The sequence below is a fragment of the Streptomyces sp. ISL-100 genome, assembly GCF_018614615.1.
In the GTDB taxonomy this organism is placed as follows: Bacteria; Actinomycetota; Actinomycetes; order Streptomycetales; family Streptomycetaceae; genus Streptomyces.
This window is the reverse complement of the sequence record NZ_JAGGOK010000069.1, coordinates 1-22003: the sequence shown is the minus strand read 5'-3', so window position 1 is coordinate 22003 and position 22003 is coordinate 1. Positions and strand designations below refer to the sequence as shown.

The following is a 22003-nucleotide window of genomic DNA, read 5'->3' as shown; positions in this document are numbered from 1 at the left end:
CCACTGATACAGAGGCTCGGCTGTCGGATGGGGTCTGAGAGAATTGGCAGCGTGATCTCTCGAATCGATCTGCGCGGTGACGCCCTCCCCGAGGGCGCCGACCTGCGCGACCTGCTGCCCCGTGCCGACTTCGACGTACAGGCCGCCCTCGAAAAGGTGCGACCCATCTGCGAGGACGTGCATCATCGGGGCACGGCGGCGCTGATCGAGTACGCGGAGAAATTCGACGGCGTGAAGCTGGAGCGCATAAGGGTTCCGGCCGAAGCGCTGAGTAGCGCCCTGGAGCAGCTCGACCCCAAGGTCAGGGCCGCGCTGGAGGAGTCGATCCGGCGCGCCCGGATCGTCCACCGCGAGCAGCGCCGCAGCGAGCACACCACCCAGGTCGTGCCTGGTGGCACGGTTACCGAGCGGTGGGTGCCCGTCGGGCGGGTGGGTCTGTACGCGCCCGGCGGCCGGTCCGTCTACCCCTCCTCCGTGATCATGAACGTGGTCCCGGCGCAGGAGGCGGGCGTCGAGTCCATCGCGCTCGCGTCCCCCGCGCAGAAGGAGTTCGGCGGCCTGCCGCACCCGACGATCCTGGCGGCCTGCGCGCTGCTCGGCATCGACGAGGTGTACGCCGCGGGCGGCGCCACGGCCGTCGCGATGTTCGCGTACGGGACCGATGAGTGCGCGCCCGTGAACATGGTCACGGGCCCCGGCAACATCTGGGTCGCCGCCGCCAAGCGCTACTTCACCGGCCTCATCGGCATCGACACCGAGGCCGGCCCGACCGAGATCGCCGTCCTCGCCGACGAGAGCGCCGACCCGGCGCACGTCGCCGCCGACCTGATCAGCCAGGCCGAGCACGACCCGCTGGCCGCCGCCGTCCTGGTGACCGACTCCGAGGAGCTCGCGGACGCGGTCGAGAAGGAACTGGGTCCGCAGGTCGCGGCCACCAAGCACAGCGACGACCGGATCATCCCGGCGCTCGGCGGCAAGCAGTCGTCGATCGTCCTGGTCGACTCCATGGAGGAAGGCCTCAAGGTCGTCGACGCGTACGGCGCCGAGCACCTGGAGATCCAGACCGCCGACGCCGCCGCGCTCGCCCGGCGCGTACGCAACGCGGGCGCGATCTTCGTCGGTCCGTACGCCCCGGTGTCGCTCGGCGACTACTGCGCCGGCTCCAACCACGTCCTGCCGACCGGCGGCTGCGCCTGCCACTCGTCGGGCCTGTCGGTCCAGTCCTTCCTGCGCGGCATCCACATCGTGGACTACACGCGCGAGGCGCTGGCCGAGGTCACGCACCACGTGGTGACGCTGGCGGAGGCGGAGGACCTGCCGGCGCACGGCGCTGCCCTGAAGGCGCGCTTCGGGTGGAAGGTGCCGACGCAATGACCCGCAGCACCCGTATTGACGATCTCCCCATCCGAGAAGAGCTGCGCGGCAAGTCCCCGTACGGCGCGCCGCAGCTCGACGTACCCGTACGCCTCAACACCAACGAGAACCCGTACCCGCTGCCCGACGCGCTCGTCGAGCGCATCGCCGAGCGCGTGCGCGACGCCGCCCGCGAGCTCAACCGCTACCCGGACCGGGACGCGGTCGAGCTCCGCACCGAGCTGGCCCGCTACCTCACCCGCACCGCCGGGCACGAGGTCGCCATGGCCAACGTCTGGGCGGCCAACGGCTCCAACGAGGTCATCCAGCAGCTGCTCCAGACCTTCGGCGGGCCGGGGCGTACCGCGATCGGCTTCGAGCCGTCGTACTCGATGCACGGCCTCATCTCGCGGGGCACCGGCACCGGCTGGATCTCCGGGCCGCGCAACGAGGACTTCACCATCGACGTCGCGGCGGCCGAGAAGTCCATCGCCGAGAACCAGCCCGACGTCGTCTTCATCACCTCGCCCAACAACCCCACAGGCACCGCGGTCTCGGCCGACACCGTCCTCGCCCTGTACGAGGCCGCCCAGGCGGCCAAGCCGTCCCTGGTGGTCGTCGACGAGGCGTACGGCGAGTTCAGCCACCACCCGTCCCTCCTGCCGCTGATCGAGGGCCGGCCGAACATGGTGCTCTCCCGCACCATGTCCAAGGCCTTCGGCGCGGCCGGCCTGCGCCTGGGGTATCTCGCCGCCGACCCCGCCGTGGTCGACGCCGTACAGCTGGTGCGCCTGCCGTACCACCTGTCGTCCGTCACGCAGGCCACCGCGCTCGCCGCGCTCGAACACACCGATACGCTGCTGGGGTACGTCGAGCAGCTCAAGACCGAGCGGGACCGCCTGGTCACCGAGCTGCGCGCCATCGGCTTCGAGGTGACGGACTCGGACGCGAACTTCGTCCAGTTCGGCCGGTTCGACGGCGCGGCAGGCTCCCACCACGCGTGGCAGCGGATCCTCGACCAGGGCGTCCTGGTCCGTGACAACGGCGTACCGGGCTGGCTGCGGGTCACGGCCGGCACCCCCGAAGAGAACGACGCGTTCCTGGATGCGGTACGCGAACTCAAGAAGGAGCAGAGCTCATGAGCCGCATAGGGCGAGTCGAGCGCACCACCAAGGAGACGTCCGTCCTCGTCGAGATCAACCTCGACGGCACCGGCAAGGTCGATGTGTCGACAGGCGTCGGCTTCTACGACCACATGCTCGACCAGCTCGGCCGCCACGGCCTCTTCGACCTGACCGTGAAGACCGACGGCGACCTGCACATCGACTCGCACCACACGATCGAGGACACCGCCCTCGCGCTCGGCGCCGCCTTCAAGCAGGCGCTCGGCGACAAGGTCGGCATCTACCGCTTCGGCAACTGCACGGTGCCGCTGGACGAGTCGCTTGCCCAGGTCACCGTCGACCTCTCCGGACGCCCGTACCTCGTACACACCGAGCCGGAGAAGATGGCGCCGATGATCGGCGAGTACGACACGACGATGACCCGGCACATCCTGGAGTCCTTCGTCGCGCAGGCCCAGATCGCCCTGCACGTGCACGTCCCGTACGGGCGCAACGCGCACCACATCGTGGAGTGCCAGTTCAAGGCCCTGGCCCGTGCCCTGCGGTACGCCGCCGAGCACGACCCGCGCGCCGCCGGTATCCTCCCCTCGACCAAGGGCGCACTGTGACAGGCCTGTCGACGATCCTGATCGTCGTCGGGCTCTTCCTCCTGGGCGGCGTGTATTCCTTCTGGAAGCAGGAGCTGCCCAAGGGCGTCATCGTGCTGCTCGGTATCGGCGCCGTGATGTGTCTGGTCGCCGGTGTCATGCGAATTCAAGGAATCTGGGCATGAGCGACGTAAGCAAGAAGGTCGTCGTCTTCGACTACGGCTTCGGCAACGTCCGTTCCGCCGAGCGGGCGCTGGCCCACGTCGGCGCGGACGTCGAGATCACCCGCGACTTCGACAAGGCCATGAACGCGGACGGGCTCCTCGTCCCCGGCGTCGGTGCCTTCTCCGCCTGCATGAAGGGGCTGCGCGAGGCGCGCGGCGACTGGATCGTCGGCCGCCGGCTGTCCGGTGGCCGCCCGGTCATGGGCATCTGCGTGGGCATGCAGATCCTCTTCGAGCGCGGCATCGAGCACGGCGTGGAGACCGAGGGCCTTGACGAGTGGCCCGGCACGGTTGGCCCGCTCAGGGCACCCATCGTTCCGCACATGGGCTGGAACACGGTCGACGCCCCTGCGGACACCGAGCTGTTCGCCGGCCTCGACGCCGACGCGCGCTACTACTTCGTGCACTCGTACGCCGTGCACGACTGGAGCCTGGAAGTCACCAACGCCAAGATCCGTGCGCCCAAGGTCACTTGGAGCACGCACGGCGAGCCCTTCGTGGCGGCCGTCGAGAACGGCGCGCTGTGGGCGACCCAGTTCCACCCCGAGAAGTCCGGCGACGCCGGCGCCCAGCTGCTGACCAACTGGATCGGAACCCTCTGATGTCCCAGAAGCTCGAACTGCTCCCCGCCGTAGATGTCCGCGACGGTCAGGCCGTGCGCCTCGTCCATGGCGAGTCCGGCTCGGAGACGTCGTACGGCGATCCGCTCCAGGCCGCGCTGGCCTGGCAGCAGGCGGGCGCCGAGTGGCTGCACCTCGTCGACCTCGACGCGGCGTTCGGCACCGGTGACAACCGGGCGCAGATCGCCGAGGTCGCCCGCTCCATGGACATCAAGGTCGAGCTGTCCGGCGGCATCCGCGACGACGCCTCGCTCGCCGCGGCCCTCGCCACCGGCTGCAAGCGCGTCAACCTCGGTACGGCGGCCCTGGAGACCCCGGAGTGGGTCGCCAAGGTCATCGCGGAGTACGGCGACAAGATCGCGGTAGGCCTGGACGTACGCGGCACCACCCTGCGCGGCCGCGGCTGGACTCGGGACGGCGGCGACCTCTACGAGACGCTGGCCCGTCTCGACTCCGAGGGCTGCGCGCGGTACGTCGTCACCGACATCGCCAAGGACGGCACGCTCCAGGGCCCCAACCTGGAGCTCCTGAAGAACGTCTGCGCCGCGACCGACAAGCCGGTCGTCGCGTCCGGCGGCGTCTCTTCGCTGGACGACCTGCGCGCGATCGCGTCGCTCGTCCCCGAGGGCGTGGAGGGCGCGATCGTCGGAAAGGCGCTGTACGCGAAGGCGTTCACGCTGGAAGAGGCGCTGGCGGCGGTGTCCGCATGACGGTTTCCTCCACCGGCCCCGTACGAAAGGTCACGACCGGCGCCCCGTGGGAGGAGCAGTTCGGCTACTCCCGCGCGGTGGAGCTGCCGAACGGCCTGGTCCTGGTGTCCGGCTGTACGTCGGTCGTGGACGGCGTCATCGACGCCGGTACGCCGTACCAGCAGACCATCACGGCCTTCGGTGTCGCCTTCGGCGCGTTGGAGCAGCTCGGCCTCGGCCCTGCGGACGTGGTCCGTACCCGGATGTACATCACGCACGCCCGGGACGTCGACGACGTCGGCCGCGCCCACAAGGAACTGTTCAACGACGTCCGCCCGGCGGCGTCGATGATCATCGTCTCGGGCTTCGTGGACCCGAGCCTGGTGGTGGAGATCGAGATCGAGGCCTACCGAGGAGACCGAGGAGGTCGGGAATCATGACCCTCGCGGTCCGAGTAATCCCCTGCCTGGATGTCGACAACGGCAGGGTCGTCAAGGGCGTCAACTTCCAGAACCTGCGCGACGCGGGTGACCCCGTCGAGATGGCCAAGCTGTACGACGCGGAGGGCGCCGACGAGCTGACGTTCCTCGACATCACCGCGTCCTCCGGCAACCGGGAGACGACATACGACGTGGTGCGGCGCACCGCCGAGCAGGTCTTCATCCCGCTGACGGTCGGCGGCGGCGTACGCACCACCGAGGACGTCGACAAGCTGCTGCGGGCCGGCGCGGACAAGGTCGGTGTGAACACCGCCGCCATTGCCCGGCCGGACCTGATCCGCGAGATCGCGGAGCGCTTCGGCCGCCAGGTCCTGGTCCTGTCGGTCGACGCACGCCGTACGGAATCCGGCTCCTTCGAGGTCACGACGCACGGCGGCCGCAAGTCCGCCGGCATCGACGCCGTCGAGTGGGCGCACCGGGCGGCGGAGCTCGGGGCGGGCGAGATCCTGCTCAACTCGATGGACGCGGACGGTACGAAGGACGGCTACGACACGGAGATGATCGCGGCGGTGCGCAAGCACGTCACGGTCCCGGTGATCGCCTCCGGCGGCGCGGGGCGCCTCGCCCACTTCCCCCCGGCGATCGCGGCGGGGGCGGACGCGGTGCTGGCGGCGTCGGTTTTCCACTTCGGCGACCTGCGGATCTCCCAGGTCAAGGACACGCTGCGCGAGGCGGGCCACCCGGTGCGGTAGGGGTGCGGTGCCAGCGGCGCTGTTCCCCTACCCGCCTCTTCCCGAACTGGGGCGCCGCCCCAGACCCGGTCCTCAAACGCCGGACGGGCTGGAGTGGCCGGGGTGGGCTGCTGGGGCTCCGCCCCAGACCCCGGATGCCCTTCGGGCGTGTCCTCAACGCCGGACGGGCTGGATGTGCCTGGCGGAGCTGGATGTGCCGCGCAGCAGACACATCCAGCTCGGCGGAGGCATCCCGCTCAGTGGCACACCCAGCCCGTCCGGCGTTTGAGGACCGGGGTCGGGGCAGCGCCCCCACGCGGCGGAGCCGCAAAATGTCACAGCGGGAAGGGGCGGGTAGGGGAACGGCCCCGCAGGGCCCCGAACCGGCCACCCGCTACATCGCGATGCCGAGCTTCGCCTCGCGCAGGCGCTCGATCGCCTCCTTGTCGCCCTCCATTTCCACCCGCGCCGCGTCCTGCCTCCCGAAGGAGAACAGCACCAGTTCGCCAGGCTCGCCCGTGACCGTCACCACCGGGGTCCCGCGATGGGCCACCGCCGTCTGGCCGTCCGGGCGGCGCAGCACCACGCCCACCGGCGCCTTGCGGCCGAGGACACGGGCCGCCTTTTCGAGCCGGGACCACAGGGCGTTCGCGAAGACCGCGTCGGGTTCGCGCGGTGTCCAGTCGGGCTGGGCGCGCCGGACGTCCTCGGCGTGGACGTAGAACTCGACGGTGTTGGCTGCTTCGTCGAGCTGCTTCAGGGCGTACGGGGACATCCGCGGCGGACCGGTACGGATGAGCTGGATCAGCTCCTCGTACGGCTTGGCGGCGAACTCCGCCTGCACCCTCTCCAGCCGGCTCTTCAGCGCCGCCAGCACTATCCCGCCGGCCGCGTCCGCACGGCGCTCGCGCACCACCACATGGGCGGCGAGTTCACGGGTGTTCCAGCCGTCGCACAGCGTCGGGGCATCGGGTCCGGCCGCCTCCAGCAGGTCGGCGAGGAGCAGGCGTTCGCGCTTGGCATGGGTCGACATGACGGCCAGCGTAGGCCCGGCACCCCCTCCGGGGCCACGGCGCCGCGCGTCCAATGACCGGACGGCGTCGGTGACGAGGCCCCACGGCGCGGCACAATGGCGGACATGACCAGTACGCCCCCTCCCAGCAGCCTCGACCCCGCCATCGCTGCCCGCCTCAAGCGGAGCGCCGACGGCCTGGTCCCGGCCATTGCCCAGCAGTACGACACCGGCGAGGTGCTCATGCTCGGCTGGATGGACGACGAGGCGCTGCACCGGACCCTCACCACGGGGCGCTGCACGTACTGGTCGCGCAGCCGCCAGGAGTACTGGGTCAAGGGCGACACTTCCGGCCACTTCCAGCACGTCAAGTCCGTTGCCCTGGACTGCGACGCCGATACCGTGCTGGTTCAGGTCGACCAGGTCGGCGCCGCCTGCCACACCGGCGACCGCACCTGCTTCGACTCCGACGTCCTCGTCCCGCTCGCGAAGTAAGGCGCCGAATCATGGACATCGAGACCTTTCGCAAGCTGGCCGTCGACCGGCGAGTCGTCCCCGTCAGCCGCCGGCTGCTCGCCGACGGCGACACCCCCGTGGGCCTCTACCGCAAGCTCGCCGCCGAGCGCCCCGGCACGTTCCTCCTGGAGTCCGCCGAGAACGGCCGCTCCTGGTCCCGGTACTCCTTCGTCGGCGTACGCAGCGCCGCGACCCTCACCGCCCGCGACGGGCAGGCGCACTGGCTCGGGACCCCGCCCGTCGGCGTACCGGTGGACGGCGATCCGCTCGACGCGCTGCGCGCCGCCATCGAAGCCCTGCACACCCCGCGCGACCTCGCGGGCAACCTGCCGCCGTTCACCGGCGGCATGGTCGGCTACCTCGGATACGACGTCGTACGCCGCCTGGAGAAGATCGGCGAGCACGGGCGGGACGACCTCAAACTGCCCGAGCTGACCATGCTGCTCACCTCGGACCTCGCCGTACTCGACCACTGGGACGGCTCGGTCCTGCTGATCGCCAACGCGATCAACCACAACGACCTCGACACGGGTGTCGACGAGGCGTACGCGGACGCCGTGGCCCGGCTCGACGCCATGGAGGCCGACCTCGGCCGGGCCGTGCCGACGTCGTACGCGGCTCTGCCGCCGTCCGAGCTTCCGCCGTACACCGCGCTGTGGGGCGGCGAGGCCTACCAGGCCGCCGTCGACGACATCAAGGAGCGCATCCGCGCGGGCGAGGCCTTCCAGGTCGTACCGTCCCAGCGCTTCGAGACGCCCTGCACGGCGAGCGCGCTGGACGTCTACCGGGTGCTGCGCGCCACCAATCCCTCGCCGTACATGTACCTCTTCCGCTTCGACGGCTTCGACGTCGTCGGGTCGAGCCCGGAGGCGCTGGTCAAGGTCGAGGACGGGCGGGCCATGGTGCACCCCATCGCCGGCACCCGGCACCGCGGCGCCACGCCGCAGGAGGACCAGGCGCTCGCCGACGAACTGCTCGCCGACCCCAAGGAGCGCGCCGAGCACCTGATGCTCGTCGACCTCGGCCGCAACGACCTCGGACGGGTCTGCGAGCCGGGCAGCGTCGAAGTCGTCGACTTCATGTCGGTCGAGCGGTACTCGCACGTCATGCACATCGTGTCGACCGTGACCGGGCGGGTCGCGAAGGGCCGCAGCGCCTTCGACGTACTGACCGCATGCTTCCCGGCCGGGACCCTGTCCGGAGCGCCCAAGCCACGCGCCATGCAGATCATCGAGGAGCTGGAGCCGTCGCGGCGCGGACTGTACGGCGGCTGCGTCGGCTACCTCGACTTCGCGGGCGACTCCGACACCGCCATCGCCATCCGCACCGCCCTGCTCCGCGACGGCACGGCATACGTGCAGGCGGGAGCCGGTGTAGTGGCCGACTCGGACCCCGTCGCCGAGGACACCGAGTGCCGCAACAAGGCGGCCGCGGTGCTGCGCGCGGTGCACACGGCGAACCGCCTCTGAGCGCGATCGGGACGTAAGGGATAGTGGGGTACGTGAGTGCCGCAAACCCCGTACCCCTTCCGCTTCCGCGAAGCGAGACACCGGTCGCGGCGGCCGTCTCCACCGGCCGCCGCAGTCTCGCCGCCGCGCTGCTGCTCGGCGCCCTCGGCGCCGCCGTCGTGCTCCTCGCCTCCGGCCGGCCCTGGGCCGAGGGCGCGGCCGTGGTCCCGGGCGGCACGCTGCCGCTCGTGGTCGAGGGCCAGGACGTCACCGGCGCCCCGGCGGCGCTGGCCATCGTCGGTCTCGCCGCCCTCGTCGCCGTCTTCGCCGTCCGCAGGGCGGGCCGGCTGCTGGTCGCCGGGCTGCTCGCTCTCAGCGGCGCGGGCGCCGCTCTCACCGCCCTCCTCGGCGCCTTCGGCAACGCGGCGCTGGACGAGAAGGCCGCGAAGACGACCGGCGACGCCGCCGCTACGGCCACCTCGCTGACGCACACCGCCTGGCCGTACGTGACCGCGGCCGGCGGCCTGCTGATCCTGGTCGCCGGACTGCTGGCGCTGTGGTGCGGCAGAAAGTGGCCCGCGATGTCGGGCCGTTACGAGCGCGACGGCAGCCCGCGGGCCCGCAAGGCGGCCGCCGCCCCGGACCCCGACCGGCCCGAGGACCTCTGGAAGGCCCTCGACCGCGGCGAGGACCCGACGCGCGACGCATGACCCCGAGATCACCTCGCCGGTCCCCGTGCGGGACAATGAGTGGCGAGCGACGAGCGTACGACTCACGGACTCACCGACTCAGCTGACTCAGCCGACTCACCATCTCAATACAGAGCAACAGCAACGAGGAGCAACTCATGGCGGGCACTAGCCACGGACACACCCCGGCCGCCTGGACCGGTGTCACCATCTCCTTCATCGGTTTCTGCATTTCGGGCGCCTTCATGGTGCTGGCCAACCCGCTCGGCTTCTGGGCCGGAGTCGTCGTGATACTGCTCGGTGGTGTCGTCGGAATGGCCATGAAGGCCGCGGGTCTCGGCATGCCGAAGGAGTCCGAGGAGATGGTGCGGGCCCGTAACGAGGCGGGTCGGGCGCAGCCCGGCAGCCAGATCCAGACGCACTGACGACCGCCAAGGATCCTCTGATGTGAGGCGCAGCCCCTGACGGGCTGCGCCTTTCCTCATGAGCGGGGACAATCGGCGGGTGGATACCGTGCCTTCGCCCGACCCGGCCCCTTCGCCGCCGCCCTCACCGGCCCCCGTGCCACCCGCTCCGGTGTCCCTCGCCCGGCGGCTCGCCGCGCCGGCCGTCACGCTGGCGGGAGTCCTCGCGGCCTTCGCGTACGTCGGCACGGTCGACCCCAATGAGCCGGGCCACTACCCCGTCTGCCCGCTCCTCCAGCTCACCGGGATCTACTGCCCCGGCTGCGGCGGACTGCGCAGCGCGCACGGCGTCGCTACTGGCGATCTCGCCGGTGCGTTCGGCGCCAACGCCATGGCCGTCGTCGGGTACGGGGTCTTCGCCGTGCTGTGGACCGTCTGGGTGGTACGCGCCGGCCGGGGAATCCCGATGCGGATCGCCCTCAAGCCCGTCCACTGGTGGAGCATCGGCGCCGTGGCGGCGGTCTTCAGCGTCGTCCGGAACCTTCCGTTCGGCTCGGCGCTCGCGCCGTGAAGTCCCAGGTAGTGGGACTGATCGCCACTCGATGCGAGACCTGAGGGCTCCTGCGGATAGCATTGGTATGGCTGATCCTGGTCCACCATTACCCTCCCGGAAGGGGGCCGCTCGCGTGAGTGTGCTCGACGAGATCATCGAAGGCGTGCTCGCCGACCTTGCGGAGCGGCAGGCAAGCGTAAGTCTCGACGAGCTCAAGGACCGCGCGGCCAAGGCCTCCCCGGCCAAGGACGGGGTTGCGGCACTGCGCGGCGACGGCGTCAAGGTCATCTGCGAAGTCAAGCGCTCCAGCCCCTCCAAGGGCGCGCTCGCAGCGATCGCCGACCCCGCCGGGCTCGCCGCAGACTACGAAGCGGGCGGCGCGGCCGTCATCTCCGTACTGACCGAACAGCGTCGCTTCGGCGGCTCGCTGGCCGACCTCGAGGCCGTACGCGCCAAGGTCGACATCCCGGTGCTGCGCAAGGACTTCATCGTCACGGCCTACCAGTTGTGGGAGGCGCGTGCGTACGGCGCCGACCTGGCGCTGCTGATCGTGGCCGCCCTGGAGCAGGAAGCCCTGGTCTCCCTGATCGAGCGGGCCGAGTCCATCGGGCTCACGCCGCTGGTCGAGGCGCACGACGAGGAAGAGGTCGAGCGCGCGGTCGAGGCCGGCGCGAAGATCATCGGCATCAACGCGCGCAACCTGAAGACGCTCAAGGTCGACCGCGGCACGTTCGAGCGCGTCGCCCCCGAGGTCCCGGCCGGCATCGTCACGGTCGCCGAGTCCGGCGTCCGCGGCCCGCACGACCTCATCGCGTACGCCAACGCGGGCGCCGACGCGGTGCTCGTGGGCGAGTCCCTGGTCACCGGCCGCGACCCGAAGGGCGCCGTCGCCGACCTGGTGGCCGCGGGCGCCCACCCGGCCCTGCGCCACGGCCGGAGCTGACACCGACTGCCATGACCACCGCCATGCGCCGTACCGCTGCACTCACCCGGCCGGGCCTCCGCCCGCTCGCCGGGGTGCGGGCGCGCGACCCGCACGCGCCGCTGGCGCGCGGGTGCCGTCCGCGCGGGTGCCGGGCTCCGGCGCGGCGGGTGCGGGGGCGCCGGGTGCGGTACCACATCGGTTCCGAGCCCGGTCAGATCAACGGCATGCGATGGCGTCGCGCCGAAGGCGCGCTTTAGCGATCCGCGATCCGTCGTACCCGTACGCCCGAATGGTTTGAGGCGTATCGGGGCGTAACGGGGCGGACTCGCGCGCGGCGCATACGGTCAAGTCCACCCGTTGATCTTTCATGGGGCGCGAGCCCCTTCTGAGGAGTACGTCGGATGTCTTCTGACTTCTTCATTCCGGACCCCGAGGGTCAAATCCCCAGCGCCGATGGCTACTTCGGCGCGTACGGCGGCAAGTTCATCCCCGAGGCGCTCGTCGCCGCGGTCGACGAGGTCGCCGTCGAGTACGACAAGGCCAAGTCCGATCCGGCCTTCGTGGCCGAGCTGAACGAGCTGATGGTCAACTACACGGGCCGGCCCAGCTCGCTCACCGAGGTGCCGCGGTTCGCCGAACACGCGGGCGGCGCGCGGATCTTCCTCAAGCGCGAGGACCTCAACCACACCGGCTCGCACAAGATCAACAACGTGCTGGGCCAGGCGCTGCTCACCAAGCGCATGGGCAAGACGCGCGTCATCGCGGAGACCGGCGCCGGCCAGCACGGCGTCGCCACCGCCACCGCGTGCGCCCTCTTCGGCCTCGAATGCACCATCTACATGGGCGAGATCGACACCCAGCGCCAGGCGCTCAACGTCGCCCGGATGCGGATGCTCGGCGCCGAGGTCGTCGCCGTGAAGTCCGGCAGCCGGACGCTGAAGGACGCCATCAACGAGGCCTTCCGCGACTGGGTCGCCAATGTCGACCGTACGCACTACCTCTTCGGCACGGTCGCCGGACCGCACCCCTTCCCCGCCATGGTCCGCGACTTCCACCGGGTCATCGGCGTTGAGGCGCGCCGCCAGATCCTGGAGCGCGCGGGACGACTGCCGGACGCGGCCGTGGCCTGCGTCGGCGGCGGTTCCAACGCCATCGGTCTCTTCCACGCGTTCATCCCGGACACGGACGTACGCCTCGTCGGCTGCGAGCCCGCCGGGCACGGCATCCACACCGGTGAGCACGCGGCCACGCTGTCCGCGGGCGAGCCCGGCATCCTGCACGGTTCGCGGTCGTACGTCCTCCAGGACGAGGAGGGCCAGATCACCGAGCCCTACTCGATCTCGGCGGGCCTCGACTACCCCGGCATCGGCCCGGAGCACGCGTACCTCAAGGACAGCGGGCGCGGCGAGTACCGGGCCGTGACGGACGACGCGGCGATGCAGTCGCTGCTCCTCCTGTCCCGCACCGAGGGCATCATCCCGGCCATCGAGAGCGCGCACGCGCTCGCCGGCGCGCTGGAGCTCGGCAAGGAGCTCGGCAAGGACGGGCTGATCCTGGTCAACCTGTCCGGGCGCGGCGACAAGGACATGGACACGGCCGCCCGCTACTTCGGCCTGTACGACACCGAAGCCGACGCCACGGTCGAGGCCGACGCCTCCGCCGTCAACGGCGCCGCCGAGATCCAGAGGGACACCAAGTGAGCGGGAACATTCAGCTGCTGACCGACACCCTGGAGCGGGCCAAGTCCGAGGACCGGGCGGCTCTTATCGCCTACCTCCCGGCCGGATTCCCGTCCGTGGACGGCGGCATCGACGCGGTCAAGGCGGTCATCGCGGGCGGCGCGGACGTCGTCGAGGTCGGCCTGCCGCACAGCGACCCGGTGCTCGACGGCCCGGTCATCCAGACCGCCGACGACATCGCGCTGCGCGGTGGCGTGAAGATCGCCGACGTGATGCGGACGGTTCGCGAAGCGCATGAGGCGACCGGGGCCCCGGTGCTCGTCATGACGTACTGGAATCCGATCGACCGGTACGGCGTCGAGCGCTTCACGGCGGAGCTGGCCGAGGCGGGCGGCGCGGGCTGCATCCTGCCCGACCTGCCGGTGCAGGAGTCCGCGCTGTGGCGCGAGCACGCGGAGAAGCAGGGCCTGGCCACGGTCTTCGTGGTCGCGCCGAGCAGCAAGGACGAGCGGCTCGCGACGATCACTGCGGCCGGGTCCGGGTTCGTCTACGCGGCCTCCCTGATGGGCGTTACGGGTACGCGTGAGTCGGTGGGCGCACAGGCGCAGGACCTGGTGCGGCGGACGCGGGCGACAACGGAGCTTCCGGTGTGCGTCGGGCTCGGGGTCTCCAACGCCGTACAGGCCAAGGAGGTCGCCGCCTTCGCGGACGGTGTGATCGTCGGCTCGGCCTTCGTGCAGCGGCTGCTGGACGCCCCGGACGCCGCGGCGGGTCTGGAGGCCGTACGGGCGCTGGCCGGGGAGCTGGCGGAAGGCGTGCGCAGGAGCGGCACGAACAACTGACACGAACACCTGACACGGACAACTGAGTGGTGTAGCCCGTACGGGTGGACCTGGACCGGGGAGGCACGCTGGTGCCTCCCCGGTTCGTTGCTGCGGATGTGAGTGACAAGAACCGTGACGGAAAACGAACCGCCCGCGAGCGCCTCATCGAGGAGCGCGAGGCGCAGAAGGCGCGTGACAGGCGCAGGCGGACACTGATCGTGGCCGCCGCCGTGGTCGGCGTGCTGGGCCTGGCCGCCGTGGCGGGCATCCTCGCCGCGAACATGGGCTCGGACGGGGACGGCGACGACAGCGCGAATGCCGTGGTGACGCCCAAGGGCACGGACTCCAAGGGCGATCCGATGATCCCGGTGGGGGCGAAGGACGCACCGTCGACGCTCACGGTGTGGGAGGACTTCCGCTGCCCCGCCTGCGCCCAGTTCGAGAACGCCTTCCGGGAAACGATCCATGAGCTGGAGCGGGCCGGCCAGATCAAGGTCGAGTACCACCTGGCCACGCTCATTGACGGGAACATGGGCGGCTCGGGCTCCCTGAAGGCGGCCAATGCGGCGGCCTGCGCGCAGGACGTGGGCAAGTTCGCGCCGTACCACGACGTGCTGTACCAGAACCAGCCGCCCGAGACCGATGACGCCTTCAGCAAGGACAGCCGTCTGATCGAGCTGGCGGGCAAGGTCGACGGGCTCGTCACCGAATCGTTCAAGCAGTGTGTCGCCGACGGGACGCACAACGGCTGGGTGCGGAAGTCGAATGAGGCGTTCCAGAAGGGCGACTTCCGTGGGACGCCGACCGTGCAGCTCAATGGCGAGTCCATCTTCCCGCAGAAGGGCAATGAGCAGATCTCGCCGGACAACCTGAAGAAGTGGGTCGCCGAGGCGAACAAGGGCAAGAAGGCGGGGACGGCGACCGCCACCCCGCCGGCGTCCGCGTCCGCCACGTCCCCGGCGCCCGCGCCTCCGGCTTCGTCCGCGCCCCAGGCTTCTGTGCCGCCGGGGGCCGCGCCGCAGGCTTCTGTGCCTCCGGCGTCGTCCGTGCCCCAGGTTTCTGTGCCTCCGGCCTCCGAGCCTCAGGCTTCTGTGCCGCCGGTTACGCCGTAGGCGCTGGGCGTGGGGCGTGGGGCGTGGGGTCGCTCGTTATCCAGACGTTGCCGGGTGGGTTGCCGTACCTCCCGCCCGGCAGGGTAGCGTCGACCCTGCCATGGAACTTGCTTATATCCCCAGCCCGTCGACCGGTGTGATCGAGCTCGGACCGATCCCGCTCCGCGGCTACGCGTTCTGCATCATCATTGGCGTTTTTGTGGCCGTCTGGTACGGCAACAAGCGGTGGGTCGCCCGGGGAGGCAAAGCCGGGACGGTGGCCGACATCGCTGTGTGGGCGGTGCCGTTCGGCCTGGTCGGCGGGCGGCTCTACCACGTCATCACTGATTACCAGCTGTACTTCAGCGAGGGTCAGAACTGGGTCGACGCCTTCAAGATCTGGGAGGGCGGTCTCGGTATCTGGGGCGCTGTCGCGCTCGGCGCGGTCGGCGCCTGGATCGGCTGCCGCCGCCGCGGGATCCCGCTCCCGGCCTGGGCCGACGCGATGGCTCCCGGTCTCGCCTTCGCGCAGGCGATCGGCCGCTGGGGCAACTGGTTCAACCAGGAGCTTTACGGGCGGCCGACGGATCTGCCGTGGGCGCTCAAGATCTCGGAAGGCGTGAACCGCGAAGCGGGGACGTACCACCCGACCTTCCTGTACGAGTCGCTGTGGTGCGTCGGCGCGGCGCTGCTGGTTATCTGGGCCGACCGCCGGTTCAAGCTCGGGCACGGGCGGGTCTTCGCGCTGTACGTCGCGCTGTACTGCACCGGCCGCGGCTGGATCGAGTACATGCGGGTCGACGAGGCGCACCACGTGCTGGGGCTGCGGCTCAACGTGTGGACCTCGATCGTCGTGTTCGTGTTCGCCGTCGCGTACTTCGTGATCTCGGCGAAGGTGCGGCCGGGGCGCGAGGAGATCGTCGAGCCGGTTTCCTTGGGGAAGGGCGACGCGGGGGGTGACGACGGTGCCGATGCGGATCCTGGCAGCGATGCCGTGGGCGACGCCGATGCCAAGACCGACGCCGAGGCCAAGGACTAGGCACTGTCCGATGGGTCACGTGACTCTCCATCGGGCGCTTCGCTGATGCCCACGCGGTTCCACGAACCATCGGACACCACCTAGCAACCTGGGATGGCGTCACCGTACGTCGCGTAGCTGAAGAAGGTACGCCGCAGTCAGCGCAACGGCACGGTCCTCGTCATGCGACAGCTCCATGAGGGCACGTGACGCCGTCGTCCCCGGGACGGCCGCCAGCGCCTGGGTCAGCCGTCCGCGTGCAGGCGCTTCAGTGGTGTCGTGGGCGAGGCGGTCGACGAGCCTGGTCGCGATCTGATCCGCCGTCGCGGTGTCGCTCGCCAGCACGCTCAGTGCATCGGCTGCGTCGACGTCGTTCCTTCCTTCCACGATCATGTCGATGAGCGTCGGGACCGCTTCGGCCACTCCACGTGTCCCGAGCGCCAGAGCCGCATACCCGCGGACCACGACGTCGGGGTTCGCGAGAGCGTCCCGCAGGTGCGCGGTAGCCTCACCGCCGGGCATCTCGGCGAGGGACTGAACGGCGCGTTTCCGCACCGCGGCCACCGGTGAGCCGAGGCCCTCCGCCAGCAGTGCCGGGCCGCCGTCGCCTGATCGAGCCAGCGCCCAGCGAAGGGCTCCGGCGACGTTCGGCTCCGTCTCGCTCAGTGCCGCCTCGACCAGGGCCTCCACCGGCACCGGAACCTCGTCGACCGAGGAAAGGGCCGCGCGCTGGCGGGCGTCGGCGCTCTTCGAGCCCAGTGCCTGGAGGAGCGCAACGACCTGGAGGACGTGCTCCCAGCCGACGGGGTCCGCGGCATCGATCCGGCGCAGCCGCGTGAGCAGCTCGGTCTCGGCCGCGATGCGGTCGCGTGTCTGACGGATGAGGTCGCCGACGAGCGCCGAGGGCGTGAAGCCGGGATCGTCGAGCGCGCGCCCGATCTCACGCAGCGACAGCCCCAGCGACCGCAGGCTTTCGATGTGGAAGATCCGCCGGATGTCCTCGCTGGAGTACTCCCGGTACCCGGAGCCCGTACGGCCTGAAGGCCGTACCAGGCCGAGCGATTCGTAATGCCGGAGCATGCGGGCGCTGACCCCGGACCGTCGCGCCACCTCACCGATCAACACGCCCTATCGTCCCTCTCGGCCGGACCCGCCGAGGGCCACGACGCGCTTCGCCTCCTCGATGGCGAACTCGAATCCGGCGTCCGGGTCGCGCAGCAGCCGTTGTGTGGCGAGCGCGTGCGCGCGCACGAGCGGGTCAGGGGCCGTCGTCGCAGCACGCAGAGCCGGCGCAATCACTTCACCCAGCGCGACCAGTGCCCGGCTGAGACTCAGCTGCGTCTCCCGCCCACCGCGCCCGAGCTGCGCTGCCAACTCCGCTGCCAACGCGGACTTCTCGCCTTCCGGTACGAGCACGACCGCGGCCCGCCAGGCGCTCCGCGCCACCTCGTCGTCGGCGTCGGACAACAGCGCCCGTGTGATCGCCGGCCACGCCTGCCGGTCCCCGATCTTGGACAGCGTGTGCAGCGCCTGGCTCCGCGCCTGCGCACGCTCCGAGCGGACTTCGCGGAGCAGCCCGGGGAGCGTCATGGACACCGGGTGGCGGGTGAGCGCCCAGGTCAGCATGTCGCGGACGAGGAACGCGGGTTCGATCGCGCATCGCTCGATGAGCTTGTCGACGAAGCGCGGGTCAGGCGTCGTGCCGACCGCCAGAGCAGCCCGCAGTCGCATGGACGAACGGCCGTCCTCCAACCCCTGGAGCGCTCGTATCGCATCCGTGTCCTGTCTCGTCGTGGTCATCGGGACCACCTCCTCGGCAAGCAGTGAAGGCCCTGTCACCGTGTCAAGGTCAAACCGGGCCCGCTGCGCGATCACCAGTCGCCTGCTGCGTCCCGAGCGTGCCCCATGAGCACTGGCCATCGTGAAGTTGCCGGTCACGGAGCTGGTATGCGCGGTCCGGGCCTTGCCGAGGACCCGCCGGTTCTCCAGGTAGGCGAAGCCGCGCGCTCGAAAACCAGTGGAGCAGCGCCGCTGCTCGCCATTACCGTGCTGCCGAACCAAGTCGCCCAGTCAAGGACGCGCCGTTGTACACCCTGTGAGACCTCCCGAGCGCTGAATCGTCGCGCGTCGCGCATGTGCGCCGCGCTCCTTTTTGCTGCGGACTTCTCACTGAAACCGGTGTACTTCTGTGCTCAAAAACTGGGTGGTCGTGCCCACCTGCCTGCCGCTCGTTCTCCGCCGTTGCCACGCGTGCGCGTCCGAGCGCTTCCGGGCAAGCGGTAAATTTCGCGTCAACGCAAACCACAAGCTCATCGACGCCTGGCTCCTCGCGCTCTGTACCGCTTGCGGGGAAACCACAAAGCTCACGGTCCTGGAGCGGATGAATGTGCGCTCCGTACGACCTGAGCTGCTGAACCAGCTGCATGACAACAACCCTGGCCTGACAGCTGAGTTGCTCCAGGATCCGGTCGTGCGGCGCCGTAATCGCATCGCCCTCGACTGGGACAACGCCTGGCGCCTCGACACCGGCGGATTGGATCACCTGGACCGCGAGGTAATCGACGTCTCGGTCCGCTTTGCGGCGCGGATCCCTGTCCGGCCGGTGCGACTGATCGCTGAAGGTTGCGGCCTTTCGCGGGCCGAGGTCGAGAGACTGATCACGGAGGGGAATCTCGTTTCGGCAGTCCGGCTGAGCGGCAAGCTCTCAGGCGACTTCACCTTCACGCTCAAGCGCTGAGCCCTCCTCGGGGTCGCGGCCTGTCCGGCATGATCCGCCGGACAGGCCGCGACCCCGGCCCACGGTCACCCGGGGCGGGATGCCAGGGACAGGGTTCGGTGGGCTTGTGCTACTACCGCCGCGTCTACGAAGCGGCCGTCGGGGAGGGCCAGTGCGCCTCCCTCTGCTGCTGCCGCTTTGACGATTTGCTCCGCCTCCTCGACCTCCTGGGGTGTGGGCAGAAACGCGCGCTCGATCACCGGCAGCTGGCGGGGGTGCAGTGCCGTGCGGCCCAGGAAGCCCAGCGCGCGGGCTCGGGCGCACGACTCCGCCAGGCCGTGCAGGTCACGGATGTCCGGGTGCACCGACTGGACCGGCGGCTCCAGGCCCGCCGCCCGTGCGGCGACCACCACCCGGCTGCGCGGCCACGCGAGGCCGGCGTCGTCCCGTACGCCCAGATCCGCGCGGAGGTCGGCCTCGCCCAGAGCGATGCCCCGCAGGTAGGGGTGCGCCCCCGCGATGACGTGGGCGTGTTCGATGCCCAGCGCCGATTCGAGCAGGGCGTACAGCGGTACGTCGGGCATCAGGTTCGCGACGTGCCGCACCTCGGCCGGGTCGGTGACCTTGGGGAGGCGGAGAGCCGAGAGGCCAGGCAGTCGGGCCAGGGCGTGCAGATCGGCCTCGGCGAAGAGGCTGCCGAGGGCGTTCACGCGGACGTGGACCGGGGTGGCGGACGGACGCTCGGTGAGTAGCTCGGCGGTGGCTGAGCGGGCGTACTCCTTGCGGTCGGGCGCGACCGCGTCCTCCAGGTCGACGATCACGACGTCGGCGCCGCAGCCCAGCGCCTTGGCCACCGTCTCGGGGCGGTCACCCGGTACGTACAGCCAGGTCAGGGCGGTCAGCGGGGTTGTGGTCATCGTGTGCCGCCGGTGGCGCGGAGGGTGGCGATGTCGGACTCGGAGAGGCCCGCTTCGGTGAGTACGGCTTGGGTGTCGGCGTTGTGCGGGCGGCCGGCCCAGCGGATCGCGCCTGGGGTCTCGGAGAGGCGGAAGAGGACATTCTGTATGCGCAGCGGGCCGAGTTCCGGGTCCTCGACCTTGGTAATCGTGTCCAGGGCGCGGTACTGCGGGTCGGTCATGACGTCCTGTACGTCGTAGATGGGCGCGATCGCTGCTTCCGCCTTCTCGAACGCGGCCAGCGCCTCGTCGCGGGTGCGGCGGGAGATCCAGTGGCCGACCGCCTCGTCGAGTTCGTCGGCGTGCTCGGCGCGGCCACTTCCCGTGGTGAACCAGGGCTCGTCGATCAGGTCGGGGCGGCCCACCAGGCGCATCACGCGCTCGGCCACGGACTGGGCCGACGTGGAGACGGCCACCCAGGCGCCGTCGGCGGTGCGGTAGGTGTTGCGGGGGGCGTTGTTGCGGGAGCGGTTTCCGGTGCGGGGCTGGACGTAGCCGAGCTGGTCGTACCAGAGCGGCTGGGGGCCGAGGATCGTGAGGATGGGTTCGATGATGGCCATGTCGACCACCTGGCCGCGGTGGGTGGTGGCGCGGGCTGTCAGTGCGGTCATCACCGCGTAGGCGGTCGCGAGCGCCGCGATCGAGTCGGCCAGGCCGAACGGCGGGAGCGTGGGCGGGCCTTCTGGCTCACCTGTGATCGCCGCGAAGCCGCTCATCGCCTCCGCGAGTGTGCCGAAGCCCGGGCGGTGGGAGTACGGGCCGAACTGGCCGAAGCCGGTGACGCGGGCCAGGACCAGGCGGGGGTTTGCCGCGCTCAGCTCGGCTGGGCCGAGGCCCCATCTCTCCAGGGTGCCCGGGCGGAAGTTCTCGACGATCACGTCTGTGGTGGCGGCCAGGCGCAGGAGGGCGTCGCGGCCGGTGGGGGCGGAGAGGTCGAGAGTGATCGTGCGCTTGTTGCGGCCGAGGAGTTTCCACCACAGGCCGATGCCGTCCTTGGACGGGCCGTGGCCGCGGGAGGGATCGGGTCTGGTGGGGTGCTCGACCTTGATTACGTCCGCGCCGAAGTCGCCGAGCATCGTGGCAGCCAGCGGGCCGGCGAAGAGGGTGGCCAGGTCCAGGACGCGGAGGCCGGTGAGGGGTGCCGGTGTGGTCGGTTTCATCTTTTGGTCTTCACTCGTGGTCATGGCCGGTGTGCCTCCGTGTGGGTGAGGTGGGCCAGGGTGTCGAAGCCGATGCCGTCGAGGCCGGCGACGGACGTGGCCAGGCGGTTGCGGAGGGGGGTGGTCCAGTGGGCCGGGAGCGCTTCGGGGGAGCCCACGATGAGGCCGGCGATGCTGCCTGTGGTGGCGCCGTTGGAGTCGGTGTCCCAGCCGCCGGACACGGCGCGGCAGATGGAGCCGGCGAAGTCGCCGTCGGCGTGGGTGAGGGCGGCGGCGATGAGAGCGGCGTTCGGGATTACGTGCACCCAGTGGTGGTGGCCGTAGGCGGCGTGGAGGTCGTCCACGACGGTGTCGAAGGCAGTGTGGGCGTGTGTGCGGGCCGTTTCGATGCCGTGGCGGACCGCTTGGGCCAGGCGGGACTTCGGGGGGACGACGGTCAGGCCGGTGCGCAGGCAGTGGTGTACGTCGGTGGTGCCGGCGGCGGCTTCGGCGATGGTCGCGGCGATGAACATCGCCCCGTACACGCCGTTGGCGGTGTGGGTGAGGGTGGCGTCTCGGTGGGCCTGTTCGGCGGCGGCGGCCGGGTTGCCGGGGTGTGTCCAGCCGTGGATGTCTGCTCGGATCAGGGCGCCGATCCACTCGCGGAACGGGTTGTGGTGTGTTGCGGTTTGAGGGGGCGTCAGGCCTAGGAGGAGGTTGCGGTAGGCGATGCGTTCGGCGGTGAATGTGCGGCCGGCCGGGAGTTCGTCCAGCCATAGGTGGGCGAGGTGGGTTGTCGTGAAGGCCTTGGTGTGGCGTTGGAGGAGGAGCAGGTTCAGGAGGGGGTAGTTCAGGTCGTCGTCCTCCGGCATGCCGTTGATGTTCTCGGCCAGGGAGGTGGGGGCGGAGCGGCGGTTCCAGGGGTGCCGGGCCAGGAGGTGGCGGGGGACACCTTGGGCTGTGAACCAGGTGGTCAGGGGCCAGTTGCCGGTGGCGGCGGCGAGTTGGCGGATGGCGGTGAGGGGGAGTTTCTCGACTGGTTTGCCGAGGAGGCAGCCGGCGGCGCGGCCCAGCCAGGCGGCGTGGAGGCGGTTGAGGAGGGCTGCGGTTGGGTTTGCGGGTCGGGTGTGGCCACTGGTTGCGGGGGCTCTGGGGTCGGTGCCGCGCCGTGGCGCCTCCTCGGTCGTCGAACGTTCGGGTACTGCGTTGTTTCGTGTGGGCTCGTTGCGTTCAACGCCCTGCGGGGAGCGCCCCGGCACGTCCCC

26 protein-coding genes are annotated in these 22003 nt (G+C 70.6%); 20 read left to right on the top strand and 6 right to left on the bottom strand.

Features of this window, described 5'->3' with window-relative positions:
- Positions 1–51 precede the first annotated feature (51 nt).
- From hisD to hisF, 8 genes are read left to right on the top strand one after another with little or no spacing between them, the layout of a single operon-like run.
- Positions 52–1374 carry a histidinol dehydrogenase gene (gene hisD, locus J7E89_RS29030; protein ID WP_214977425.1) on the top strand — a complete coding sequence of 441 codons (1323 nt, stop codon included), beginning with the start codon at positions 52–54 and terminating at the stop codon, positions 1372–1374.
- On the top strand, positions 1371–2495 hold the full coding sequence (locus tag J7E89_RS29025) for a histidinol-phosphate transaminase (RefSeq protein ID WP_214977424.1): 1125 nt from the start codon (positions 1371–1373) through the stop codon (positions 2493–2495). The genes hisD and J7E89_RS29025 overlap by 4 nt, the downstream gene beginning before the upstream one ends.
- Positions 2492–3085: an imidazoleglycerol-phosphate dehydratase HisB gene (gene hisB / locus J7E89_RS29020; RefSeq protein ID WP_214977423.1), complete on the top strand. Its 594-nt coding sequence runs from the start codon at positions 2492–2494 to the stop codon at positions 3083–3085. Before J7E89_RS29025 ends, hisB begins: the two co-directional genes overlap by 4 nt.
- Positions 3082–3249, top strand: coding sequence for a hypothetical protein (locus tag J7E89_RS29015; RefSeq protein WP_214977422.1), 168 nt, complete (start codon positions 3082–3084; stop codon positions 3247–3249). Before hisB ends, J7E89_RS29015 begins: the two co-directional genes overlap by 4 nt.
- Positions 3246–3890 carry an imidazole glycerol phosphate synthase subunit HisH gene (hisH, locus tag J7E89_RS29010; RefSeq protein ID WP_214977421.1) on the top strand — a complete coding sequence of 215 codons (645 nt, stop codon included), beginning with the start codon at positions 3246–3248 and terminating at the stop codon, positions 3888–3890. Before J7E89_RS29015 ends, hisH begins: the two co-directional genes overlap by 4 nt.
- The gene (priA, locus tag J7E89_RS29005) at positions 3890–4618 is read left to right on the top strand and encodes a bifunctional 1-(5-phosphoribosyl)-5-((5-phosphoribosylamino)methylideneamino)imidazole-4-carboxamide isomerase/phosphoribosylanthranilate isomerase PriA (RefSeq protein ID WP_214977420.1); all 729 of its coding nucleotides are present in this window, start codon (positions 3890–3892) and stop codon (positions 4616–4618) included. Before hisH ends, priA begins: the two co-directional genes overlap by 1 nt.
- A complete protein-coding gene (locus tag J7E89_RS29000) occupies positions 4615–5037 on the top strand; it encodes a RidA family protein (RefSeq protein WP_214977419.1) in 423 nt (140 codons plus the stop codon). Before priA ends, J7E89_RS29000 begins: the two co-directional genes overlap by 4 nt.
- Positions 5034–5789: an imidazole glycerol phosphate synthase subunit HisF gene (gene hisF / locus J7E89_RS28995; RefSeq protein WP_214977418.1), complete on the top strand. Its 756-nt coding sequence runs from the start codon at positions 5034–5036 to the stop codon at positions 5787–5789. The genes J7E89_RS29000 and hisF overlap by 4 nt, the downstream gene beginning before the upstream one ends.
- A 373-nt stretch (positions 5790–6162) precedes the next feature.
- On the opposite strand, the gene J7E89_RS28990 is transcribed toward hisF, so the two are convergent.
- Complete coding sequence (locus J7E89_RS28990) at positions 6163–6801, bottom strand: TIGR03085 family metal-binding protein (protein ID WP_214977417.1); 639 nt, start codon at positions 6799–6801, stop codon at positions 6163–6165.
- A gap of 105 nt (positions 6802–6906) precedes the next feature.
- Between J7E89_RS28990 and hisI the strand changes: the two genes are divergently transcribed.
- The 11 genes from hisI (at position 6907) to lgt (ending at position 15948) form a co-directional block, all read left to right on the top strand.
- The gene (gene hisI, locus J7E89_RS28985; RefSeq protein ID WP_214977416.1) at positions 6907–7275 is read left to right on the top strand and encodes a phosphoribosyl-AMP cyclohydrolase; all 369 of its coding nucleotides are present in this window, start codon (positions 6907–6909) and stop codon (positions 7273–7275) included.
- An 11-nt stretch (positions 7276–7286) separates the two neighbouring features.
- Positions 7287–8765: an anthranilate synthase component I gene (locus tag J7E89_RS28980; RefSeq protein ID WP_214977415.1), complete on the top strand. Its 1479-nt coding sequence runs from the start codon at positions 7287–7289 to the stop codon at positions 8763–8765.
- A 23-nt stretch (positions 8766–8788) separates the two neighbouring features.
- The gene (locus tag J7E89_RS28975) at positions 8789–9454 is read left to right on the top strand and encodes a TIGR02234 family membrane protein (protein WP_214977414.1); all 666 of its coding nucleotides are present in this window, start codon (positions 8789–8791) and stop codon (positions 9452–9454) included.
- A 137-nt stretch (positions 9455–9591) separates the two neighbouring features.
- Positions 9592–9858 (top strand): HGxxPAAW family protein, encoded by a 267-nt coding sequence (locus J7E89_RS28970; protein WP_214977413.1) that lies wholly within the window; start codon positions 9592–9594, stop codon positions 9856–9858.
- 58 nt (positions 9859–9916) lie between these two features.
- Entirely contained in the window at positions 9917–10408 is a 492-nt protein-coding gene (locus J7E89_RS28965) for a DUF2752 domain-containing protein (RefSeq protein ID WP_214977412.1), read from the top strand.
- A gap of 115 nt (positions 10409–10523) precedes the next feature.
- Positions 10524–11333: an indole-3-glycerol phosphate synthase TrpC gene (gene trpC, locus J7E89_RS28960; RefSeq protein ID WP_214977411.1), complete on the top strand. Its 810-nt coding sequence runs from the start codon at positions 10524–10526 to the stop codon at positions 11331–11333.
- A gap of 11 nt (positions 11334–11344) precedes the next feature.
- Positions 11345–11572, top strand: coding sequence for a tryptophan biosynthesis modulator TrpM (gene trpM / locus J7E89_RS28955; protein WP_214977410.1), 228 nt, complete (start codon positions 11345–11347; stop codon positions 11570–11572).
- A gap of 144 nt (positions 11573–11716) precedes the next feature.
- Complete coding sequence (gene trpB, locus J7E89_RS28950; RefSeq protein WP_214977409.1) at positions 11717–13015, top strand: tryptophan synthase subunit beta; 1299 nt, start codon at positions 11717–11719, stop codon at positions 13013–13015.
- Positions 13012–13836, top strand: a complete 825-nt coding sequence (gene trpA, locus J7E89_RS28945; protein WP_214977408.1) for a tryptophan synthase subunit alpha — start codon at positions 13012–13014, stop codon at positions 13834–13836. Before trpB ends, trpA begins: the two co-directional genes overlap by 4 nt.
- Before the next feature lie 98 nt (positions 13837–13934).
- Positions 13935–14930 carry a thioredoxin domain-containing protein gene (locus J7E89_RS28940; protein WP_214977407.1) on the top strand — a complete coding sequence of 332 codons (996 nt, stop codon included), beginning with the start codon at positions 13935–13937 and terminating at the stop codon, positions 14928–14930.
- 100 nt (positions 14931–15030) lie between these two features.
- The gene (lgt, locus tag J7E89_RS28935; RefSeq protein ID WP_214977406.1) at positions 15031–15948 is read left to right on the top strand and encodes a prolipoprotein diacylglyceryl transferase; all 918 of its coding nucleotides are present in this window, start codon (positions 15031–15033) and stop codon (positions 15946–15948) included.
- A gap of 99 nt (positions 15949–16047) precedes the next feature.
- On the opposite strand, the gene J7E89_RS28930 is transcribed toward lgt, so the two are convergent.
- Positions 16048–17052, bottom strand: a complete 1005-nt coding sequence (locus J7E89_RS28930) for a MerR family transcriptional regulator (RefSeq protein WP_214977405.1) — start codon at positions 17050–17052, stop codon at positions 16048–16050.
- A 3-nt stretch (positions 17053–17055) separates the two neighbouring features.
- A complete protein-coding gene (locus J7E89_RS28925; RefSeq protein ID WP_214977404.1) occupies positions 17056–17727 on the bottom strand; it encodes a HEAT repeat domain-containing protein in 672 nt (223 codons plus the stop codon).
- Between the two features lie 388 nt (positions 17728–18115).
- Here J7E89_RS28925 and J7E89_RS28920 point away from each other — a divergent pair, with 388 nt between their 5' ends.
- On the top strand, positions 18116–18664 hold the full coding sequence (locus J7E89_RS28920) for a DUF1062 domain-containing protein (RefSeq protein ID WP_214977403.1): 549 nt from the start codon (positions 18116–18118) through the stop codon (positions 18662–18664).
- A gap of 65 nt (positions 18665–18729) precedes the next feature.
- On the opposite strand, the gene J7E89_RS28915 is transcribed toward J7E89_RS28920, so the two are convergent.
- From J7E89_RS28915 to J7E89_RS28905, 3 genes are all read right to left on the bottom strand, one after another.
- Positions 18730–19560, bottom strand: coding sequence for a CoA ester lyase (locus J7E89_RS28915; RefSeq protein ID WP_214977402.1), 831 nt, complete (start codon positions 19558–19560; stop codon positions 18730–18732).
- Complete coding sequence (locus tag J7E89_RS28910; RefSeq protein WP_251061233.1) at positions 19557–20783, bottom strand: CaiB/BaiF CoA-transferase family protein; 1227 nt, start codon at positions 20781–20783, stop codon at positions 19557–19559. Before J7E89_RS28910 ends, J7E89_RS28915 begins: the two co-directional genes overlap by 4 nt.
- The coding region (locus tag J7E89_RS28905) for an ADP-ribosylglycohydrolase family protein (protein WP_214977401.1) at positions 20780–22003 on the bottom strand (1224 nt) is incomplete at its 5' end. The genes J7E89_RS28905 and J7E89_RS28910, both read right to left, overlap by 4 nt.

What these genes read in the sequence shown, in the direction of transcription:
- J7E89_RS29025 (WP_214977424.1), top strand. Translation starts at nt 1,371, where the DNA reads ATGACCCGCAGCACCCGTATTGACGATCTCCCCATCCGAGAAGAGCTG.
- hisB (WP_214977423.1), top strand. Translation starts at nt 2,492, where the DNA reads ATGAGCCGCATAGGGCGAGTCGAGCGCACCACCAAGGAGACGTCCGTC.
- hisH (WP_214977421.1), top strand. Translation starts at nt 3,246, where the DNA reads ATGAGCGACGTAAGCAAGAAGGTCGTCGTCTTCGACTACGGCTTCGGC.
- priA (WP_214977420.1), top strand. Translation starts at nt 3,890, where the DNA reads ATGTCCCAGAAGCTCGAACTGCTCCCCGCCGTAGATGTCCGCGACGGT.
- J7E89_RS29000 (WP_214977419.1), top strand. Translation starts at nt 4,615, where the DNA reads ATGACGGTTTCCTCCACCGGCCCCGTACGAAAGGTCACGACCGGCGCC.
- hisF (WP_214977418.1), top strand. Translation starts at nt 5,034, where the DNA reads ATGACCCTCGCGGTCCGAGTAATCCCCTGCCTGGATGTCGACAACGGC.
- J7E89_RS28990 (WP_214977417.1), bottom strand. Translation starts at nt 6,801, where the DNA reads ATGTCGACCCATGCCAAGCGCGAACGCCTGCTCCTCGCCGACCTGCTG.
- hisI (WP_214977416.1), top strand. Translation starts at nt 6,907, where the DNA reads ATGACCAGTACGCCCCCTCCCAGCAGCCTCGACCCCGCCATCGCTGCC.
- J7E89_RS28980 (WP_214977415.1), top strand. Translation starts at nt 7,287, where the DNA reads ATGGACATCGAGACCTTTCGCAAGCTGGCCGTCGACCGGCGAGTCGTC.
- J7E89_RS28970 (WP_214977413.1), top strand. Translation starts at nt 9,592, where the DNA reads ATGGCGGGCACTAGCCACGGACACACCCCGGCCGCCTGGACCGGTGTC.
- J7E89_RS28965 (WP_214977412.1), top strand. Translation starts at nt 9,917, where the DNA reads ATGAGCGGGGACAATCGGCGGGTGGATACCGTGCCTTCGCCCGACCCG.
- trpM (WP_214977410.1), top strand. Translation starts at nt 11,345, where the DNA reads ATGACCACCGCCATGCGCCGTACCGCTGCACTCACCCGGCCGGGCCTC.
- trpB (WP_214977409.1), top strand. Translation starts at nt 11,717, where the DNA reads ATGTCTTCTGACTTCTTCATTCCGGACCCCGAGGGTCAAATCCCCAGC.
- lgt (WP_214977406.1), top strand. Translation starts at nt 15,031, where the DNA reads ATGGAACTTGCTTATATCCCCAGCCCGTCGACCGGTGTGATCGAGCTC.
- J7E89_RS28925 (WP_214977404.1), bottom strand. Translation starts at nt 17,727, where the DNA reads ATGACCACGACGAGACAGGACACGGATGCGATACGAGCGCTCCAGGGG.
- J7E89_RS28915 (WP_214977402.1), bottom strand. Translation starts at nt 19,560, where the DNA reads ATGACCACAACCCCGCTGACCGCCCTGACCTGGCTGTACGTACCGGGT.
- J7E89_RS28910 (WP_251061233.1), bottom strand. Translation starts at nt 20,783, where the DNA reads ATGACCACGAGTGAAGACCAAAAGATGAAACCGACCACACCGGCACCC.